Origin of the sequence: Streptomyces sp. NPDC001922, assembly GCF_042891165.1 — a bacterium.
Taxonomy (GTDB): Bacteria; Actinomycetota; Actinomycetes; order Streptomycetales; family Streptomycetaceae; genus Streptomyces.
In genome coordinates, this window is the sequence record NZ_JBIASV010000003.1 from 372,764 (window position 1) to 392,621 (window position 19,858).

Here is a 19,858-nt window from a genome sequence, read left to right on the forward strand (position 1 = left end):
ATGCCACCGCTCAGCCCATGCTCTTGGCCCCGTCCATGGTCTCGCGGATGATGTCGGCGTGGCCGGCGTGCTGCGCGGTCTCCGTGCAGATGTGCATCACCACCCGGCGGACCGACCACCGCGCGCCGGGCTCGAACCACGGCGCCTCCGGCAGCGGCTGGCTCGCGTTCAGGTCGGGCACGGTGGCCACCAGTTCGTCGGTGCGGCGGGCCACCTCGGCGTAGTCGGCCAGGACACCCGCCAACGTCTCGTCGGGGAGCAGCCGGAACTCGTCGGCCCGCTTGGCCAGGTCTTCCTCGGTCATGTCCGTGACGTCACCCATGGCCGAGGGGCCTTCCAGGATGAAGCCGGTCCAGTGCCGCTCCACCGATGTGACGTGCTTGATCAGACCGCCCAGACAGAGCTCGCTGGCCGTGGGACGCCGTCGAGCCTGTTCATCGGAGAGATCCTTGGTGGTGAGGCGCAGGAAGTGCCGCTGCTGCGCCAGCATCGCCAGCAGATCGGCGCGCTCGCCCGTGACCGCCGCCTCGGCCGCGTCGTTGCTGAACAGCTTGTTGACCGCCATGATCTCCCTCTTTCGTTGTCTTCTTCCGTCGACAGAGACCACGTTAGGAGCCATATAGGTCCATTCATGACCTGAATGCCAGCCTACGGAGAATCGAGGCGCGGCGCAGGGCGGGAGCCTCCGAAGTCGCGCAGCCGGAGCACTGCCTCGCACCCCCACAGGGCCAAGCGCGCGCAGGCCCTGAACTGAACCGGCCCTGCGGATGCCAACAACGAAGGGCGGCTTCGGCGGGTCGGTAATCCGCGGGCGCTGAGACGTCGGCACTCGTACGCTGCCTGTCATGGCTGACTCACGGACCATCGGACTCGCTCGCCCGGTGCGCGGGGTGAAGGTGTACTCCCGCCAGATGCACGGTGGTTGTTTGCCGACCTTTGGCAGGGTGGAGCTGGACTTCGAACCGGTCCCGGAGGGGACGGAGCCGTCGTGTGAGTTCGCCTGTACGGCGCGGCCGGAACCGAATGCCGAACTCGAAGAGGCCCTCGTCCAGGGCGTGATGCTGGAACTGGCCGGCGGGCCGACCGACGGCCCCCAAGCGCGCCGGAGCACGGCAGTGAGCGCCCTGGTCATCGTGCGATCCCTCACCTGGCACTGGGTCGACTCCAGCGAGCGCGGCTTCTCCCGGCTCGGTTCCCTCGCAGTGCGAGAAGCCCTCCAGTGCCTGGCGGAAGACCGCGAGCCACAGGAGATCACGACCAGGGTCAGCCTGCTGTGAAGCCGCCCGGGCCGGCTTGCGGCCGACGCGGACGCCCTCACGCCTGAGGAGGGCCATCAACCCCCGGGCCGTAGAACCGTCACCTGAGGTAGTCGGCCAGATCGGGGTTGTGCCGCGCGGCCAGGTCGATGAGTTCGCCGACATCGAGCGTTTCCGCGTCCCGTCCCACCAGGCGTTCCTCCAGCGGTGGGGCCATCGGCAGCATCTCCGGTGACCCGCTGTCCGGCTCGATGTCCTCGATGTCGATCCTCCGCTCGACAAGCACTCTCCGGTAGACGACTGCTGCGAGTGCCAAGTCCGTCGTCGAGCACTGCTGCGCACTGCGGGAGCGTGCGATCTGCCCAGCGATCGACAGGAGCTCGAACGCCCCGTCCGTCATCTCTCTCATCTCGCCCCTTCGTCACACCATCCGAGCCCCCGCCGCCGACAAGCTGACGAGGGAACTTCCGAGCCCCTGCGCGGCCCTGGCGATACTCCACCACGGGCCGCATACGCACTCCTGCCGGCCTGACAGCGGCGGAGCGCGCATCACCCCATCGGCACCGGCCTCTCGAAGAACGTCTCCAGGGCCACCGTCGCCTGGGTGCCGCTGACACCTTCGATCTCGTACAACCGCCGCAAGACGTGCTGGAGTTCCTCGGTCGTCCCGGTCCTGACCTTGACCAGGACCGATGCGCTGCCCGCGATGATGTGGGCCTCCTGAATCTCGGGGATCGCCGCGAAGGACTCGGCGGAGTCGCCCATCCAGGCGGATGAGTCGACCATGACGAAGGCCAGCACCCCGCTGCCGATCCTGGCGGCGTCCACCTCGACCGTTGTACGGCGGATCACGCCCGACTCGCGGAGCTTGCGCACCCTCTCATGGGCCGCCCCTGCCGAGAGCCCGACCGCCTTGCCCAAGGCTGCGTACGCCTGGGTGGCGTCCTCCTGCAGCAGACTCAGCAGCTTCCGGTCCACATCATCCATGCCGCTCTCCTTCAAACCAGTTCCATCCAATACTTGCCATGACCATACGACATCCTGCAATACTCGATCCCCACAGGACCTCATTCAGCTCTTGGCTGATGGGGCGACCGCAGTTCACAGGGAACGACCGAAGGAGAACGGACATGGCCACCGGCCGCCCCGCGTTGTACGAAGTGCTCGACGACAGGTTCCGTACGGAGATGTGCGCCGCGGGTGATCTGCAGTTGGAGACGCTCCACGTGGGCTCCCGCTGGGCGGAGGGGCCGCTGTACATACCGGCCTGGCGCCAGCTCATCTGGAGCGACATCCCCAACGACCGGATGCTGCGCTGGGACGAGGCGACCGGGGCGGTCGGCCTCTTCCGCTCGCCCGCGGGGCACTCCAACGGCAACACCCTGGACCACCAAGGCCGTCTGATCACCTGTGAGCAGGGCAACCGCCGGGTCACCCGCACCGAGCACGACGGCTCGGTCACCGTCCTCGCCGACCGCTACCGGGGCAAGCGGCTCAACAGCCCGAACGACGCGGCCGTGAAGTCCGACGGCTCGATCTGGTTCTCGGACCCGGACTTCGGGATCACCAGCGACTACGAAGGCATCCGCGGCGACAGCGAGATCGGTGCCAACAACGTCTACCGGATCGACCCCGCCGACGGCGAAGTGCGGCTCGTCGCCGACGGCTTCGGCGCCCCGAACGGCCTGGTCTTCTCGCACGACGAGAACGAGCTGTACGTCTCCGACACCCGGGCGGGCTGCATCCGGGTCTTCGACGTACGCGAGGACGGCACCCTGTCCGACGGCAGGATCTTCGCCAAGGCCCGTGAGGGCGCCCGCTTCGACAACCTCCGCTTCGACGACCGGGGCCACCTCTGGGCCGCCGCCATGGACGACGGAGTGCACTGCTACGCCCCGGACGCCACTCTGCTCGGCCGCATCCTGGTGCCCAACACGGTCTCCAACATCCGCTTCGGCGGCCCGAGGCGGAACCGCCTGTTCATCACGGCGAGCGACACGCTCTACTCGCTGGTCATGGCGGTGAAGGCGGCACCGGCGTCGTCCTGAACCGTCACACCCCAGCCCTTCGAGGACCGCTGTTCGGAGCGGCTCGCACCGGTGCAGGACGAGCCGCCGGACGGTTGTTGTTACGTTCGGTCGACGGGTGCGCCGAACCACGTGGTCATGCGGCGGAGCAGATCCTGCTGGTCCTCACCGACCCACGCCACGTGGCCGTCCGGCCGCAGCAGCACCGCGGGCACGTCCAGTTCCTCGGTGGCGTCGACGACGTGGTCGACCCGGTCCGCCCAGCCCGCCACCGAGAGCCCGCCGGTCCGGTCGAGGAGCAGTCCGCGGCCCTGGTGCAGCAGCTCGTAGAGGCGGCCCTGCTTCAGGTGCAGGTCCCGCATCCGGCGGCCGAGCAGTTCGTGGCCCTCGCGGATTTCGTGGCCCTCGCCGACGTCGTAGCGGACCCCGACGGCGGTGATCATTTCGGTCACCTGCCGGTTCACTTCCTCGATGTCCATCAGCCGCGTGAACAGCTCCCGCAGCGCCGCCGCCCCCGGATCGGTGCCGAGCAGGGTGATCTGCGCGCGGGTGTTGTCCAGCACGGCGGCGCCCACCGGGTGCCGTTCGGTGTGGTAGCTGTCCAGCAGTCCTTCCGGTGCCCAGCCGTCCACCGTGGCGGCCAGTTTCCAGCCGAGGTTGAACGCGTCCTGGATGCCGAGGTTGAGTCCCTGCCCGCCGGTCGGCGGGTGGATGTGTGCCGCGTCGCCGGCCAGCAGCACCCGGCCGACCCGGTACTGCTCGGCCTGCCGGGTGGCGTCGCCGAACCGGGACAGCCAGCGCGGCGAGTGGACGCCGAAGTCGGTGCCGCTCACGACACGCAGCTGCTGCTTGAACTCCTCGAGACTCGGCGCGGTCGCCCGGTCCTCGGCCACCCCGTCGGCGGGCACGATGATGCGGTACAGCCCCTCGTTCCCGTCGACGTCGGGGATGGCTCCGAACCGCAGCTGGGTCGTGCGGACCTCCGCGACGACGGCGGCAATGGTGTCCGGATCCTCGGTCACCTCCATGTCGCCCAGCAGCGTCTCGACCGTGGCGGGCTCGCCGGGGAAGCCGACGCCGAGCTGCTTGCGCACCGTGCTGCGGCCGCCGTCGCAGCCCACGAGGTAGCGCGAGCGCAGGCGCGTGCCGCCGCCGGCCGCTCCCTCTCCCCCGGCGGCCGGGGTCCCACTGCCGGAGGGACCTCCACCGGCCGCACCCTCAGGGGCGGGGGTGCCCCCGCCCCCGAGCTCGACGGTCACCCCGTCCTCGTCCTGGCTCAGCCGGACCACTTCGCAGCCGCGCCGGATCTCGGCGCCGAGTTCCAGGGCACGCTCGGTCAGCAGCCGCTCGGTGACCGGCTGCGGGGTGGCCAGGCCATAGGGGTGAGCGGTGTCCAGCCGGTCCGGCCACGGCTTGACGATGCCGCCGAAGAGCCCGCCGACCTGGAACTTCTCGCTGACCGCGAGAAACCGGTCCAGGATGCCGCGCTGGTCCATCAGCTCGACACTCCGGGCATGCAGACCGCGTCCCCGGGACTGCCCCGTCGGCGCGGCCAGCCTCTCCAGCACGACCACCTGCACGCCGTGCAGCCGCAATTCGCAGGCCAGCATCAAACCGGTCGGTCCGCCACCGACCACGATCACGTCAATCATCCATGTCCCCGTTCCGAGAGCGATGTTCTGCCGGCCGCTTCGCGCAACCCGGCGGTGCGCACACCCGCGCCTCCAGGCCGGGTGCCGCAAACGCACCGCGCGTCCCACCGGCGGTTCGCCGTCCCACGGGAACCCCATACCGGCGCATGCGCATGTACGTCGCGAATCCGGGATTTCCGCAGGTACTGGCTTCGAGCGGAGATTCTGCAGCACCACCGGGGCCTTGCCGCAAGCCCCCTGGTGCGCTATACCTTGAGAGTGGCAAGGAGCGCGTGACCTCCTTGCCTTTGTTTTTTGGCGTCACCTTTGTTTTTTGGCGTCCGCTCCCGACGGGCGCCTCCCCACAGAGCGGCAGCGAGGCCGCGTACGGCCGTGCGGCATCAATCCGGGGGATGGAACTCCGCCGACCGACGCCCCGCCCACGACCGTGAGCCGTCACTCCACGGGCGCCGGGCCGGCGCCGCCCCTCACTTCCCCCGCGCGTCGACGATGCGGCGGATCTTGCCGACCGAGCGCTCCAGGGTCTCGGGGTCCACGACCTCGACCTCCACGGTGACGCCCACGCCCGCCTTGACGGCTTGGGTGATCGCCGCGGCGGCGGCCTGTCGCTGGTCGATGCCGGCGCCCGGGCGGGCCTCGATGCGTACCGTCATCTCGTCCCGGTGGCCCCGGCGGGTGAGGTGGAGCTGGAAGTGCGGGGCGACGCCGGGGGTGCGCAGCACGATCTCCTCGATCTGGGTGGGGAAGACGTTCACCCCGCGCAGGATGATCATGTCGTCGCAGCGGCCCGTGATCTTCTCGATGCGGCGGAAGGCGGGGCGGGCGGTGCCGGGCAGCAGCCGGGTGAGGTCGCGGGTGCGGTAGCGGATGACCGGCATGGCCTCCTTGGTCAGCGAGGTGAAGACCAGTTCGCCGCTCTCGCCCTGGGCCAGCACCCCGTCCGGCCCCGGCTCGTCGGCCAGCGGGTCGACCACCTCGGGGTAGAAGTGGTCCTCCCAGACGTGCAGACCGTCCTTGGTCTCCACGCACTCCTGGGCGACGCCCGGGCCGATGACCTCGGAGAGGCCGTATATGTCGACGGCGTGCAGATCCAGGCGCTCCTCGATCTCCCGGCGCATCTCCTCCGTCCAGGGTTCCGCGCCGAAGATGCCGACGCGGAGGGAGGTGGACCGCGGGTCGATGCCCTGCCGTTCGAACTCGTCGAGGAGGGTGAGCATGTAGGAAGGGGTGACCATGATGATCTCGGGCCGGAAGTCCTGGATGATCTGCACCTGCCGGGCCGTCATGCCGCCGGAGGCGGGGATGACGGTGCAGCCGGCCCGCTCGGCGCCGTAGTGGGCGCCGAGCCCTCCGGTGAACAGGCCGTATCCGTAGGAGATGTGCACCTTGTGGCCCGGCCGGCCACCGGCCGCACGCAGCGAACGGGCCACGACGTCGGCCCACATGGCGATGTCCCGCTCGGTGTAGCCGACGACGGTGGGGCGGCCGGTGGTACCGCTGGAGGCGTGAATGCGGCGGACCTCGGGCATCGGGACGGCGAACATGCCGAACGGGTAGGTGTCGCGCAGGTCGGCCTTGGTGGTGAACGGGAAGCGGGCGAGGTCGGCGAGCGACCGGCAGTCGTCGGGGCCGACTCCGGCCGCGTCGAACTTCTTGCGGTAGAGCTCGACATGGCCGTACGCGTGGCGCAGGGTGGCCCGGAGCCGGTCGAGTTGGTACGCGGCGAGCTCCGCGGGCGTCATCCGCTCCCCGGCGTCCAGGAGTTCCTCCGGGAGGGCCTCGCCCCGTCTCCGGTCCTGGGTACCCGGGTCCGTGCCTGCACCGCTCATCGCGCCTCCTCCGCCTCTCCGGCACTCGCCTCTCCGGCACTCCGGCTGCGCCCCCGGAACTCCGCGATCACCTCGTCGCCGCGGAGCACCGTGACGTCGTAGAGGCCGTTGCGGCCGTAGCGGGTGCGCTCCTCGGCGGTCGCCAGCAGGACGTCGCCCACCCGGGCCGGGGCGACGAAGGTGATGTCCGCCCCGGCGGCGACCGTGGCCGGGCCGTGGCTGTTGCAGGCCACGGCGAAGGCGGTGTCCGCCAGCAGGAAGACGTATCCGCCGTGGGCGGTGCCGTGGCCGTTCGCCATGTGCTCGGTGACGGCCATCCGCAGGGCGGCGCGGCCGGCGCCGCCCTCGAGCAGTTCCATGCCCAGGCCGCGGGCGGCCCGGTCCTCGGCGAAGATCGTCTGCGCGGGTCCCGGTGCGCTGCCGGGGACGTCTGCCATCTGTTCCACCACCCAGTGAACCGACCGAACATTCGGTTAGCGTGCGCGTGGGGCCAGTAATCCAGCAGGGGAAGGTCGCTGTCAAGGGGTGCGGCGCGGCCTGTCGCTGCGGGCAGTCGGCGCGGTGCCTGCCCGCGAAACGGTACGGCCGGGGGCTCCCTGCCCCCGGCCGTCGTCATGCGGGTCACCTGGTGGACGGGCGTCCCCGTCCACCGTCACTCCGCTGCCGCGGGCGCCCCGTCCGGTTCCGCCTTGCGCAGGAGGAAGGCCGCGACCCAGCCGCCGAGCAGCACCGCGGCCGCGCCGAAGAGCTGGCTGGTCTCCAGTCCTGAGGCGAAGGCGTCCGCCACGGCGGCTCGGTCGGACGGGTCGGAGCCGGCCGCGGCCAGGGCCGCGGGGAGGGAGCCCGCGCCGACGACTGCCGCGGGGAGCAGAGCGGCGAACCGGAAGTTGAGGACGGCGCCGAGCACCGCGACGCCCAGGCCGTTGCCGAACTCCGCCAGGGTGCCGTTGATGCCGGCGCCGACGCCCGCCTTCCGGGGCGGGATCGCCGACATGACCGCGTTGGCCATGGTGGGCATCGCCAGGGCCACGCCCACGCCCATCAGGATCAGCCCGGCGAGCATGCCGCCGTGGCCGTGGGCGCCGAGGACGGCGACCGCGGCCAGGCCCGCGGCCAGGGTGGACATGCCGACGGCGATGGTGAACGGGGTGCCGAGCCGGGCCAGCACCCGGGGGCCGAGGCCGGTGAAGTTGAGGGCGACGACCGTGAGGGCGAGCGGCGAGGTCCGCAGGCCGGCGTCCAGCGGTCCGTACCCGAGCACGAACTGGAGGTGCTGGGTGAGCAGGAACAGCGAGCCGCCCATGCCGAAGGCGACGAGGATGCCGCCGGCCAGGGCGCCGATGAACCGGCGGTTGCGGAAGAAGTGCATGTCCAGCATGGGGTGCGGGACGCGGAGCTCCCAGACGGCGAACGCGGTGAAGGCGGTCAGCCCGATCGCGGCGGAGATCAGCACCGGTCCGGAGAGCCAGCCCTCGTCCGGGCCGGAGATGATCGCGAAGACCACGCCGACCATGCCGATGGTGGACAGCAGCGCGCCGAGGAGGTCGGGCGGGCCGTTGGTCGGCCCCTTGGACTCGGGGAGCAGCCGGACGGCGGCGACGAGGCCGATGAGGACCACCGGCACGTTGATGAGGAAGATGGCGCCCCACCAGAAGTGGGCGAGGATCGAGCCGCCGATCAGCGGCCCGGCGGCGAAGCCGAGCGAGTTGACAGTGCTCCAGATGCCGATGGCCTTGGGGCGCTCGGAGTCGTCGAAGGTCTGCACGACGACGGCGAGGGTGGTGGTCATCAGCAGGGCACCGCCGATGCCCATCCCGGCCCGCGCGGCGATGAGCTGGCCCGGATTCTGGGCGAACGAGGCCGCGGCCGAGCCGAGTCCGAAGAGGACGAGTCCGGCGATCAGCATGCGCTTGCGGCCGTACCGGTCGGCGGCGTTGCCGGCGGTGAGCAGCAGACCGGACTGGACCAGCGAGTAGGCGTTGATCATCCACTGGATGTCGGCCGTCGTCGCGCCGAGTTCCCCGCTGAGGGAGGGGATGGCGACGCTGAGGATGGTGTTGTCGAGCAACACGGTGAGCTGGGCGAGACAGACGCTGGCGAGGATCAGCCAGCGGGTCGGGGGCCTCACGTCCCTGCCGGGGGTGGTGACGTCGGCGGCCACGACGGACAAAGGGGGCTCCGGTTGGGGTGGGGGGCGGCTGGGTTCTCTCGTCCGGGTCCGGCGGGCCCGTGGACGGCCTGGTGCCGCCGACGGGCCCGTCCGGTCCGGGCGGGAGAACCCGGGCCGGCCGGTGCCCGCGCGGGACACCGGCCGGCCCTGATGGTCAGGCGCGCGGGGCGAAGCGGGCGATCGGGTTCTCCAGGGTGCCGGCGAGCTGGAGGGCTCCGGCGGGGTCCTGGAGGTCGACCATCTGCTCGTTGTTGCGCAGCTGGAGGCGGTTCAGGCAGGAGAGCGAGAACCGCTCGGCGAACAGGTCGTACTGCTGGAACCGGTCCGCCAGGTGCGGGACGGTCTTCTGGTAGTCGGCGATGCACTCGGCGACGGTCGACCAGAACGCGTCCTCGTCGAGGGTCCCCTCCGAGCTGAGGATGCCGTTGAGGAACCGCAGGAAGCAGTCGAAGACGTCCGTGAAGACGGACAGCAGCTTCAGGTCCTCGGGCACCTCGGCGCGGATGCGCTGGACCGCGGGCGGCAGGGCCGCGTCCGGGTCCATGACCGCGATCTCCTCGGCGATGTCCTTGAAGACGGCGCGCTGCGGGACGCCCTGCTCGTCCAGGACCAGGATGACGTTCTCGCCGTGCGGCATGAACACCAGGTCGTAGGCGTAGAAGCAGTGCAGCACCGGGGTGAGGTACGCGTCGAGGTAGCGGCGCAGCCAGTCGCGGGGCTCGAGGCCGGACCGCTCGATGAGGGCGCCGGCGAACGAGGCCCCGTCGTAGTCGGTGTGCAGCAGGGAGGCCATGGTGGCCAGCCGGTTGCCCGGCTCCAGCCCGGCCACGGGGCTCTCCCGCCAGAGGGCGGCGAGCATCTTGAGGTACGGGGAGCCCTTGGGGGCGGCGGCCTCGTACTGCTCGTGGTGGTAGCCGATGGCGGCCCGCTCGCGGATGATCGAGAAGCGCACCGAGGTGAGCACCTCGTCCTGGGCGATGAGGTCGGCCAGCCAGTCGTTGATGGCCGGAGTGGCCTCCATGTAGGAGGCGGACAGGCCGCGCATGAAGCCCATGTTGAGGACGGAGAGGGCCGTCTTCACGTAGTGCTTCGTCGGGTCGGTGGTGTTGAAGAAGGTGCGGATCGACTGCTGGGCCAGGTAGTCGTCGTCTCCGTGGCCGAGGCACACCAGGTTGCGGCGGGCGAGTTCGGCGGCGAAGGTCACCGACAGCTTGTTCCACCACTGCCAGGGGTGCACCGGGATGAGGTGGTAGTCGGCGCGGTCGAGTCCGAGGTCGGCGAGGGTGGCGGCGAACCGGCCGAGGGTGGCCTCGCCGAGCTCGTCGCGCAGCAGCCCGTCGTGGTCGAGGTCGGGGGAGGCGGTGAACGTGGAGCGGTCGCGCCGGGCGGCCAGCCAGATCAGCCGGACGGGGCTGGCGGCCTCGGGGGCGTACGCGCGGTATTCGGAGATGTCGAAGCCGAGGCGGCCGTTGTTGGCCACGAAGCACGGGTGGCCCTCGGTCATGCCGGTCTCGATGCTCTGGAAGTCGGCGCGGGCCAGCTCGGCGGCACTGGCCTTGTGGCCGGCCAGTTTGAACGCGGTGCCGGCGAGGGTGGAGCTGATCTCCTCCAGGTAGACGGGGAGGATCCGGTCGCTCAGGCCGAGCGCGCCCCGCAGCTCAATGAAGAACTCCAGGGCGTCGAGCGGGAGTTCCTGGTCGCCGCGGCGCCGGGTGATGCTGTCGGCGTCGATCTGCCAGTGGTCGAGGGAGAGCAGCCGGGCCGCGAAGTCGTACGTGGTGGCCCCGTCGTCGCTGCTGACGGTGTAGCGGCCGTCGGACCGGCGCTCGGGGGTGAAGAGGCGCTCGTGCGAGAACTCGGCGAGGCCCTTCCGGACGAGGAGCCGGTTGGCCCGGTCCCAGTGCCGCGGGGTGAGGTGGGCGACGGCCTCGGCGGGGTCGGCTGCGGTGGTGGTCATGCTGCTGCTCCTGGACTGCGCGGCGGACGCCGGGGTGCGGGTGGCGGCGAGGTACTGCTCGCGGGTGCATATGCTCAGCAGCGCGTCCTTCTCCGGCTTCGCGACGGTCTCGACCGGCTCGAAGCCGACGACCGCGTTGAGGGCGTGGACCGCGGTGTTGCGCACATCGGGCTCGACCACGACGCGGCGGGTCGCCGGGTCGGCGAACAGCAGCTCCATGACGGTGGTGATGACCGCCCGGGTGAAGCCGTGCACGGGGGTGTCGGTGGGCGCGCACAGGAAGTGCATGCCGACGTCGCCGTCCTGCGCCGGGTAGAGGCCGACCAGCTCGACGTGGGCCGGGTCGTAGCGCTCGACCAGGAACGCCGGGACGCCGTTGTGCAGCCCGATGAAGGCCTCGTGGTGCGGGTGGGCGTCGATCTCCCGGTACTCGTGCTCGACCTCGGCCTGTCCGAGCTCCTGCATCAGCCAGTACGCGGACTTGGGGTGAGTCACCCAGCGGTGCAGCAGGGCGGCGTCGGCGGCCGGGTCGACCGGGCGCAGCGCGAACGCGCCGAGCCCTGCGTCGGTGCGGGTGAAGACGGTGGCGGGGGTGCTCATACGGTCTCGGCCTCCTTCGCGCCGGCGGGCACGCCGAACTCCTGGAAGGCGATGCGCTTCTCGACCGGGTAGACCTCGCGGCCGAGCATCTCGCGGATGATGGCGGAGTTGCGGTAGGCGCCCATGCCCAGGTCGGGCGCGGTGATGCTGTGCGTGTGGGCGGCGGCGTTCTGCAGGAAGATGCCGTTCCCGCCGTGATCGATGCTGTGGTTGCGGGCCACGTCGTAGCGGCCCTGGCCGTCCCAGGCGATGCGGTCGGTGACCGGGGCCAGGAACTGAGGCACCTCGTAGCGGTAGCCGGTGGCGAGGACCAGTCCCTGGGTGGTGAGGGCGAAGTCCGTGCCCTGTTCCTCCTGGCGCAGGCCCAGGGTGTAGGCGCCGGCGGCCTCGTCGTACGTGGTGCCGGTCAGGGCGGTGTTGGTGAGCAGCCGGGTGGGGCAGGGGCCGCGGCGGTTCTTGATGTAGAGCAGGTCGAAGATCTCGTCGATCAGCTCGGAGTTGATGCCCTTGTAGAGGTTCTTCTGCGAGGTCACCAGCCGGTCGCGGGTGGTCTCGGGCAGCGCGTGGTAGTAGTCGACGTACTCCGGCGACGTCATCTCCAGCGTGAGCTTGGTGTACTCCAGCGGGAAGAAGCGCGGGGACCGGGTGACCCAGGTCAGCTCGTAGCCGTGGGCGTCGATGTCCTGGAGGAGGTCGTAGTAGATCTCGGCCGCGCTCTGGCCGCTGCCCACGACGGTGATGCTGTCCTTGGACTGCAGGGTGTCCTTGCTGTCCAGGTAGCGGGAGTTGTGGATCAGGTCGCCACCGAGGCCGCGGCAGGACTCGGGGACGTAGGGCGGGGTCCCGGTGCCCAGCACGAGGCGCTTGCCGCGGAAGGTGCGGCGCTCACCGGCGGCGAGGTCGTCGGCGTGGACGAGGTAGACCTCGTCGGCCGCGTCGTACTCGACGCTGGTCACCGTGTGGCTGAACCGGACGCTGCTCAGCCGGGCGGCGGCCCACCGGCAGTAGTCGTTGTACTCGCTCCGCAGGGGATAGAAGTTCTCCCGGATGTAGAACGAGTAGAGGTGACCGGACTCCTTGAGGTAGTTGAGGAAGGAGTACGGCGAGGTGGGGTCGGCCAGGGTGACCAGGTCGGACATGAACGGGGTCTGGAGGGTGCTGGTCTCCAGCAGCATGCCGGAGTGCCAGTCGAAGTCCGGCTTGCTCTCCAGGAACAGTCCGTCGAGCTCGTCGATGGGCTCGGTGAGGCAGGCCAGGCCCAGGTTGAAGGGGCCGAGGCCGATGGCGATGAAGTCGTGCGGGGTGGACACAGCGTCTCCCGTGCTGGGGGGATTCGGTGGGGAAGGAGGGTTCAGCCGGCGCGGCGGTGGCTCAGTTCCGGGGTGGCGTGCTCCGCCAGGTACCGGCCGGCGTGCTCGGCGATGAGGTCCAGGACGTGGGCGATGTCGTCGAGCGAGGTCTCCGGGTTGAGCAGGGTGAACTTCAGGTAGTGGCTGCCGTCGACGACCGTTCCGGCGACGATCGCGTCACCGGAGGCGAACAGCGCCTCGCGGGCGTGCAGGTTGACCCGGTCGGTGAGTTCGGGGGTCGCGCCGGACGGCGGCAGGTAGCGGAAGACCAGGGTGCTGAGCTGCGGTTCGGTGACGACTTCGAAGCGGGGGTCGTCGTCGAGCAGCTTCCAGCCGTCGGCGGCCCGGTCCACCACCTCGTCGAAGAGCTCACCCAGGGCGTCGGCGCCCATGATGCGGAGCGTCATCCAGAGCTTGAGCGCGTCGAAGCGGCGGGTGGTCTGGATCGACTTGTCGACCTGGTTGGGGATGCGCTTCTTGGCCATCCGCTCCGGGTTGAGGTAGTCGGCGTAGTAGGTGACGTGGCCCAGCGTCCGCTCGTCGCGCACGAGGACGGCGCTGGAACTGACCGGCTGGAAGAACGACTTGTGGTAGTCGACGGTCACGGAGTCGGCGCGCTCTATGCCGTCGAGGAGGTGGCGCCGCTTGGAGACCAGCAGCCCGCAGCCGTACGCCGCGTCGACGTGCATCCAGGTGCCTTCCCGCTCGCACAGGTCGGCGATCTGGGGGAGCGGGTCGATGCTGCCGAAGTCGGTGGTTCCGGCGGTGGCGACGACGGCCATGACCACGAGGTCCTCGCGGCGGCAGCGCTCCAGCTCGCGGGCCAGGGCTACGGCGCTCATCCGCTTGTCCCGGTCGCAGGGCACGGAGACGACCGCGTCCGCGTCGAGCCCGAGGAGGGTCGCGGACTTGGTGATGCTGAAGTGGCTGACCTCGGAGGCCAGGATGCGCAGCTTGGGGAGGATCTCCGGCTTGCGGAGTTCCGTTGCGGAGTTCTTCTGGACGATCCGGCAGGCCTCGTCGCGGGCGAGCAGCATCGCCTGGAGGTTGGACTGGCTGCCACCGCTGGTGAAGATGCCGTCCGCGGCCCGGCCGAGGCCGATGCGCTCGGCGGTCCAGTCGATCAGGCGGCGCTCCATCAGCGTTCCGCCGGCGCTCTGGTCCCAGGTGTCGAGCGAGGAGTTGACGGCCGAGAGGACGGCTTCGCCGACGACGGCCGGGATGACCACCGGGCAGTTGAGGTGGGCCAGGTAGCGGGGGTGGTGGAAGTACACCGCGTCCCGCAGGTAGACGCTCTCCAGCTCGTCGAGGGCGGCGGCCGCGTCGCCCAGGGGCCGGTCGAGGTCGATCGTGTCGACGGTCGGAGCGAGCTGCTCGGGCGAGATCCCGGTGAACGGTCCGCGCACCCCGGTGAGTTTGGCGGCGACGCGGTCGACTCCGTCGGCCACCGCGGTCCGGTACTGCTCCGCGGTGCGGTGGTTCAGCAGGTGGGACCTGCTGTCCGCCGTCCCGGACACGCTTCCCGTCGCGGGTGCGTCGCCGGGGTGCTCGTGGAAACTCACTGTCTGTCCTCCCAGTTGCGGGCGCGGCCGGAAAGATCGCCCGACCTGCGATGACTTAGGTTAGCCTAACCTAAGTGCGGCTGCGAATCGGGGGCGCCCACGCTGCGGACCGCGGACCGGACGGCCCCTGTGCCGGCCGTCGGGCGCGTGTGCCCCACCCCCGGAACCGGGCACTCCGGCCGTGGCGCACATCGATGGACCGGCCCCTTGCGGGTCCGGTCCCCTTCCTCTCCGGCTACTCCACCCGACTCCCGGCGGAACCGGCCCCTTTGGTGTCCGCCGCGGCGGACGCCGAAGGCCGTGCCGCCCCGGGCCGGCAGGCCCGAGGGCCGTGCGCCGGGCCCGGGGTTCACCCGGGCCCGGTGTCAGCGTTCGGTGACCGCCCCGGACAGCACCTCCGCCAGCAGCGCCTCCTCGGAGGTGCCCCGGCGCCAGTAGCCGCTGAAGGTGACCTGCCGGCGGTCGAAGCCGCGCTCCCCCACGAGGTGGCGGCGGAGCGCCCGGACGGTCCCGGACTCGCCCGCGATCCAGGCGTACGGGACACCGTCCGGCAGTGCCGTCTCCCGCACCGCGTCCAGCAGCGGACGGCCGGAGCCGGACGGACCGCGGCGGACCAGCCAGGTGATCTCCGCGTCCGCCAGGGTGGACAGCCGCTGGATGTCCTCGGCGTGCGGGACCTCGATCCACACCGCGGCCCGGACACCCGGGGGCAGCCAGGCGAGGATTCCGGCGACGGCCGGCAGCGCGGTCTCGTCGGCCGCCAGCAGCACCCAGTCGGTCCCGTCGGGCGGCCGGAACCCGACGCTCTTGTTGTCCTCGACGGCCGGGCCGAGCAGCACCACCGGGTCACCGGGCCGGGCACGGCCCGCCCAGCGGGAGGCCGGCCCGAGGTCGCCGTGCAGCGCGAAGTCGACGTCCACCTCGCCGGTTTCGCGGCGGTGCTCCCGCACGGTGTAGGAGCGCATGACGGCCCGGACCGCGGGGTCCATGGCCCGCCACTCGGCGAACCAGCCGTCGCCCGCCCCGGTGGGGACCACCGGGGCGAGCTGCCCGGGGTGCGGCAGGAAGAGCGAGAAGCTCTGGTCCCGGCCGCCTCCGGCGAAGTCCCGCAACTGGTCACCGCCGAAGGTGACCCGGACCATGGACGGTCCGAGACGTTCGCTCCGCAGCACATACGCGTCGAAGAAGCGGAACGGGGCGGCGGTGGCGGTGGTCATGCGGGAACTCCTCCCAGTAGTGGGGGTCAGCGGACCTTCTTGGCGCCCTCGACGGCCTTGGCCAGGTCCTCCAGGAGCGGCGCGGAGCCGGCCCAGGAGAAGCGGGGGACGGCATTCCAGGAGGCGACCTGGTCGGCCTTCACCGCGGGCAGCTTGGACCAGGAGGGCTTGGACTCCAGGGCCTTGGGCTGCAGCGCGCTGGTGCGGTTGTCGAGCAGGATCAGGTCCGCGTCGTACTTGTCGGCGTTCTCCCAGCTCAGGCTCTCGAAGTAGCCGCCCTTGTCGAGCTTGTCCGGGACGACGAAGTCGATGCCGAGCTCGCGGAAGTACATGAGGTCGGTGTTGAGCTTCGGGTTCGAGACGTAGAAGAGGTCGGCACTGCCGGAGGCGGCCATGACCTTGAGGCCGCCGGCCGCCTTGGCCGCCTTGCGCAGCCGCTCGGCCGCCGCCTCGAACCGGGCCTTGGCGTCGGTGACCTTCTTGGCCTTGAGGTCGGCGCCCAGGGACTCGGCGAGCTTCGCGTAGCGGCGGATCGGCTCCGGGAGCGGGACCCGGGCGGTGGTGATGGCGACGCTGGGGGCCAGCTTGAGGATCTTCTTCTGGCTCTCCGCCGGGACGTACCAGAGGGCTCCCGGGTCGTACATGTGCGTGACGAGCAGCTCGGGGCGCAGCGCGGCGTACTTCTCGATGTTGAACTCGCCCCAGACGTTTCCGAGGATCTTCACCTGGTCGACATCGAGGTCGCCCGCCTGCGGGTCGGGCTTGCCGTTCTTCAGCTTGGTCTCGCCGAAGACGCCGACGAGCTCCTCGTCGAGCCCGAAGTCGTGCAGCGCGGCGGCGGTTCCGGTGAAGGCGACGATGCGCTTGGGGGTGCTCTTGGCGGTGACCTTCTTGTTACGGTCGTCGGTGAACGACCAGGCACCGCCCTTGTCTCCGCCCTGGGACGAGGCCGAACCGCCCTCGCCGCAGGCGGCGACCAGCGCGCCGAGCCCGACGGCGCCGCCCGCTGCGAGCAGTCCACGGCGGGACAGAGAGGTGGTTCCACGGGGGTGCGACATGGCAGAGTCTTTCTCTCGTGCGGTAGGGACCGGAAGGCCGAACGCAGGTTAGGTTAACCTAGCCTAAGTTCACATCGATAGGCCGACCGGCCCCCAACCGGAACGGCCCGTACCGGAGCCCGTACGTGTCCTTCACCAAGTCACCGCCGGCTGCCGGGGATTCGACGGCCGAGCCGCCGCCCCGCACCCGCCAGCCCGGCGGACACCGGTCGGTGCGCGCCGCCGGCCTCCTCGGTTCCCTGTTGATCCTGCTCGCCGTCCTGGCCCTGAGCATCGCGGTCGGGTCCAAGCAACTGTCGCTCGGAGAGGTCTGGAATGCCCTCTTCGATCCGCACTCTGCCGATTACGCCGTCGTGCACGACATGCGGCTTCCGCGCACCGCGATGGGCCTGCTGGCCGGGGCCGCGCTCGGCCTGGCCGGCGGGGTGATGCAGGCACTGACCCGCAACCCGCTCGCCGACCCCGGCCTGATGGGCATCAACGCGGGCTCCTCCGCGGCCGTCGCCTCGGCCATCGCCCTGCTGGGCGTGGGCACCTTCGACGGATACATCTGGTTCGCCTTCCTCGGCGCCGCCGTCGTCTCCGTCCTGCTGTACACGGTCGGCGGTGGCCGCGGGGCGACCCCCGCCCGGCTGGCGCTGGCCGGAGCCGCGCTCAACGCCACCCTCTACTCGTATGTGAGCGCGGTGATGCTGCTCGACTCGGCGTCCCTGGAGCGCATGCGCTTCTGGACGGTGGGCTCGCTCGCCGACGCCCAGGCCGGCACCGTGATGAAGGTGGCGCCGTTCGTCCTGGCGGGTCTGCTGCTGTCGCTGGCCCTGGCCCGGCCGCTCAACGCCCTGGCGCTGGGCGACGATTCGGCGCGCGCGCTCGGCTCGCGCCCGGCCCGGATCCGGGTGGGCGCCATCGTCGCCGTCACCGTGCTGTGCGGAGCGGCCACCGCGGCCTGCGGGCCGATCGTCTTCGTCGGGCTGATGGTGCCGCACATGGTGCGCGCCCTGACCGGCCCCGACCTGCGCTGGCTGCTCCCCTACTGCGCGGTGCTCGCTCCGGTGCTGCTGCTCGGCGCGGACGTGCTGGGGCGGGTCGCCGCGCGGCCGGGCGAGCTCCAGGTGGGCATGGTCACCACGGTGCTGGGCGGCCCGCTCTTCCTCTACTTCGTCCGGCGGCGGAAGGTGGCACGGGCATGAGCGTCCTGCGAATCTCGGACGGCGTCTCGCTGCGCTACCGCCCCCGGGCACTGCTCATGGGCACGGTGTGCGCCCTGCTGGCCCTGGCCCTCGGCGTCCTGGCGATCGGCAGCGGCGACTACCCGATGGGCCCGGGCCAGGTGCTGCAGACCCTCGCCGGGAACGGCGCCCCCGCGGACGACTTCATCGTCAACGAGGTACGGCTGCCCCGGGTGGTCACCGCCCTCCTGGTGGGCGGCGCGCTGGCGCTGGCGGGAGCGGTCTTCCAGTCCCTGGTCCGCAATCCGCTGGGCAGCCCCGACGTCCTCGGGTTCACCCAGGGCGCGGCCACCGGCGCGCTCGCCGCGGTCGTCCTCTTCGGCGGCGGCAGCCTGGCGCTGGCCGGCGGGGCGGTGGCCGGAGGCGTGGTCACCGGCGCCGCCATCTACGCCCTCGCGTGGCAGCGGGGCCTGAACGGCTACCGTCTCATCCTGGTCGGGATCGGCGTCGCGTCCATCCTCACCGGCGTCAACGGCTATCTGCTGACCCGGGCGAAGATCGAGGACGCAGCGCGGGCCGTGCTGTGGCTCACCGGGAGCCTCGACGGCCGCGACTGGGACGACGCCACGCCCCTCCTGGTGACCATGGCGGTCCTGGTGCCGCTGGTCGTCCTCGGCTGCGGACGGGCGCTGCGGATGCTGGAGATGGGCGACGACGCCGCGGCGGCCCTGGGCGTCCCGGTGGAGGCGGTCCGGCTGTCCCTGCTGGGTGCCGCGGTGGTGCTGGCGGCTGTCGCGGCCTCCGCCGCCGGACCGGTCGCCTTCGTCGCCCTCACCGCACCCCAGCTGGCCCGCCGGCTGACCCGGGCACCGGGCCCGAACCTGGTGCCCTCACTGTGCATGGGGGCCGCGCTGCTGGTCGGCGCGGACTGGATCGCCCAGCGGATCTTCGCCGGGCACCAGCTTCCGGTGGGCGTGGTGACCGGTGTGCTGGGCGGCGGATACCTGGTGTGGCTGCTCGCCACCGAGCGCAGGGCGGGCCGGATATGAGCGAGCCACGGACGAGCGACACGAGCACGGGCGAGAACGGAGTACGGACCATGGACGGCGCCGGAACGCGGCTGAGCGGCAGCGGGCTGACCCTCGCCTACGAGCGGCGGACGATCGCCGAGGACCTGACGGTCGCGGTACCGGACGACTCCTTCACCGTCGTCGTCGGGCCGAACGCCTGCGGCAAGTCCACCCTGCTGCGGGCGCTGTCGCGGATGCTGAAGCCGGCCTCGGGCACCGTGCTGCTGGACGGGCAGGACATCTCCCGGACCCCGGCGCGCAAGGTGGCGCAGACCCTGGGCCTGCTGCCGCAGTCGTCCATCGCCCCGGACGGGATCACCGTCGCCGACCTGGTGTCCCGGGGGCGCTACCCCCACCAGGGGCTGCTGCGCCAGTGGTCGAAGGAGGACGAGCGGATCGTCACCGAGTCCATGGCGTCGACCGGGGTCGCGGACCTGGCCGACCGGCTGGTCGACGAGCTCTCCGGCGGGCAGCGGCAGCGGGTGTGGATCGCCATGGCGCTCGCCCAGCAGACGCCGCTGCTGCTGCTGGACGAGCCGACGACCTACCTCGACATCGCCCACCAGATCGAGGTGCTCGACCTGTGCGCCCGGCTCCACGAGGAGCAGGGCCGCACCCTGGTGGCCGTGCTGCACGACCTGAACCAGGCGGCCCGGTACGCGACGCATCTGATCGCGATGCGGGACGGCCGGGTGGTCGCGGAGGGCGAGCCGCGGGAGATCGTGACGGCGGAGCTGGTGGAGGAGGTCTTCCGGCTGCCGTGCCAGGTGATCGACGACCCCGAGACCGGGACACCGCTGGTGGTCCCCGCCGCCCGGCGACGCACCGGGGCCCGGCCGGCGGACTCGGCCGAACGGGTGACGGCTTCGGGCTGAGCCGGGCCCGGGAGCGGGACGGAATCCCTGATCGAGGGTGCTCGTGCGTGCCGGATGGCGCTGTTCT

17 protein-coding genes and 1 pseudogene are annotated in these 19,858 nt (G+C 71.2%); 5 read left to right on the forward strand and 13 right to left on the reverse strand.

The features are described from left to right. Window positions 1–10: 10 nt before the first annotated feature. Window positions 11–565 (reverse strand): DinB family protein, encoded by a 555-nt coding sequence (locus tag ACFYYR_RS07155; RefSeq protein WP_388847823.1) that lies wholly within the window; start codon window positions 563–565, stop codon window positions 11–13. A 280-nt stretch (window positions 566–845) separates the two neighbouring features. Between ACFYYR_RS07155 and ACFYYR_RS07160 the strand changes: the two genes are divergently transcribed. Further along, complete coding sequence (locus ACFYYR_RS07160) at window positions 846–1,277, forward strand: hypothetical protein (protein WP_388847825.1); 432 nt, start codon at window positions 846–848, stop codon at window positions 1,275–1,277. 79 nt (window positions 1,278–1,356) lie between these two features. Here ACFYYR_RS07160 and ACFYYR_RS07165 read toward each other — a convergent pair whose 3' ends face one another. Both ACFYYR_RS07165 and ACFYYR_RS07170 read right to left on the reverse strand, forming a co-directional pair. After that, a complete protein-coding gene (locus tag ACFYYR_RS07165; RefSeq protein ID WP_388847827.1) occupies window positions 1,357–1,665 on the reverse strand; it encodes a hypothetical protein in 309 nt (102 codons plus the stop codon). Between the two features lie 140 nt (window positions 1,666–1,805). Next, window positions 1,806–2,243 (reverse strand): Lrp/AsnC family transcriptional regulator, encoded by a 438-nt coding sequence (locus ACFYYR_RS07170; protein ID WP_388847829.1) that lies wholly within the window; start codon window positions 2,241–2,243, stop codon window positions 1,806–1,808. A gap of 143 nt (window positions 2,244–2,386) precedes the next feature. Here ACFYYR_RS07170 and ACFYYR_RS07175 point away from each other — a divergent pair, with 143 nt between their 5' ends. Beyond that, window positions 2,387–3,304: an SMP-30/gluconolactonase/LRE family protein gene (locus tag ACFYYR_RS07175; protein WP_388847831.1), complete on the forward strand. Its 918-nt coding sequence runs from the start codon at window positions 2,387–2,389 to the stop codon at window positions 3,302–3,304. A gap of 80 nt (window positions 3,305–3,384) precedes the next feature. Here the strand turns inward: ACFYYR_RS07175 and ACFYYR_RS07180 are convergent, their stop codons facing one another. From ACFYYR_RS07180 to ACFYYR_RS07225, 10 genes and pseudogenes are all read right to left on the reverse strand, one after another. Continuing rightward, window positions 3,385–4,935, reverse strand: a complete 1,551-nt coding sequence (locus ACFYYR_RS07180; protein ID WP_388847833.1) for an FAD-dependent monooxygenase — start codon at window positions 4,933–4,935, stop codon at window positions 3,385–3,387. A 467-nt stretch (window positions 4,936–5,402) separates the two neighbouring features. Continuing rightward, complete coding sequence (gene paaK, locus ACFYYR_RS07185) at window positions 5,403–6,764, reverse strand: phenylacetate--CoA ligase PaaK (protein ID WP_388847835.1); 1,362 nt, start codon at window positions 6,762–6,764, stop codon at window positions 5,403–5,405. Then, window positions 6,761–7,201 (reverse strand): hydroxyphenylacetyl-CoA thioesterase PaaI, encoded by a 441-nt coding sequence (paaI, locus tag ACFYYR_RS07190; RefSeq protein ID WP_388847837.1) that lies wholly within the window; start codon window positions 7,199–7,201, stop codon window positions 6,761–6,763. The genes paaK and paaI overlap by 4 nt, the downstream gene beginning before the upstream one ends. 215 nt (window positions 7,202–7,416) lie before the next feature. After that, a complete protein-coding gene (locus tag ACFYYR_RS07195; RefSeq protein ID WP_388847839.1) occupies window positions 7,417–8,934 on the reverse strand; it encodes an MFS transporter in 1,518 nt (505 codons plus the stop codon). A 154-nt stretch (window positions 8,935–9,088) separates the two neighbouring features. Further along, window positions 9,089–10,891 (reverse strand): IucA/IucC family protein, encoded by a 1,803-nt coding sequence (locus ACFYYR_RS07200; protein ID WP_388848150.1) that lies wholly within the window; start codon window positions 10,889–10,891, stop codon window positions 9,089–9,091. A 114-nt stretch (window positions 10,892–11,005) separates the two neighbouring features. Further along, window positions 11,006–11,491 (reverse strand): annotated as a pseudogene (locus tag ACFYYR_RS07205) (GNAT family N-acetyltransferase); the annotation flags it as partial. Next, a complete protein-coding gene (locus ACFYYR_RS07210) occupies window positions 11,488–12,801 on the reverse strand; it encodes a lysine N(6)-hydroxylase/L-ornithine N(5)-oxygenase family protein (protein WP_388847841.1) in 1,314 nt (437 codons plus the stop codon). The pseudogene ACFYYR_RS07205 and the gene ACFYYR_RS07210, both read right to left, overlap by 4 nt. A gap of 41 nt (window positions 12,802–12,842) precedes the next feature. Beyond that, window positions 12,843–14,402: a pyridoxal phosphate-dependent decarboxylase family protein gene (locus tag ACFYYR_RS07215; protein ID WP_388847843.1), complete on the reverse strand. Its 1,560-nt coding sequence runs from the start codon at window positions 14,400–14,402 to the stop codon at window positions 12,843–12,845. Between the two features lie 365 nt (window positions 14,403–14,767). Next, a complete protein-coding gene (locus tag ACFYYR_RS07220; protein WP_388847845.1) occupies window positions 14,768–15,619 on the reverse strand; it encodes a siderophore-interacting protein in 852 nt (283 codons plus the stop codon). 26 nt (window positions 15,620–15,645) lie between these two features. Beyond that, window positions 15,646–16,677, reverse strand: coding sequence for an ABC transporter substrate-binding protein (locus ACFYYR_RS07225; RefSeq protein ID WP_351503824.1), 1,032 nt, complete (start codon window positions 16,675–16,677; stop codon window positions 15,646–15,648). A gap of 125 nt (window positions 16,678–16,802) precedes the next feature. Between ACFYYR_RS07225 and ACFYYR_RS07230 the strand changes: the two genes are divergently transcribed. The 3 genes from ACFYYR_RS07230 to ACFYYR_RS07240 are packed head-to-tail and all read left to right on the forward strand — an operon-like array spanning window position 16,803 to window position 19,791. After that, on the forward strand, window positions 16,803–17,867 hold the full coding sequence (locus tag ACFYYR_RS07230; protein ID WP_388847847.1) for a FecCD family ABC transporter permease: 1,065 nt from the start codon (window positions 16,803–16,805) through the stop codon (window positions 17,865–17,867). Then, window positions 17,864–18,895 carry a FecCD family ABC transporter permease gene (locus ACFYYR_RS07235; RefSeq protein WP_388847849.1) on the forward strand — a complete coding sequence of 344 codons (1,032 nt, stop codon included), beginning with the start codon at window positions 17,864–17,866 and terminating at the stop codon, window positions 18,893–18,895. Before ACFYYR_RS07230 ends, ACFYYR_RS07235 begins: the two co-directional genes overlap by 4 nt. Before the next feature lie 50 nt (window positions 18,896–18,945). Then, window positions 18,946–19,791 carry an ABC transporter ATP-binding protein gene (locus ACFYYR_RS07240; protein ID WP_388848153.1) on the forward strand — a complete coding sequence of 282 codons (846 nt, stop codon included), beginning with the start codon at window positions 18,946–18,948 and terminating at the stop codon, window positions 19,789–19,791. Window positions 19,792–19,858 lie beyond the last annotated feature (67 nt).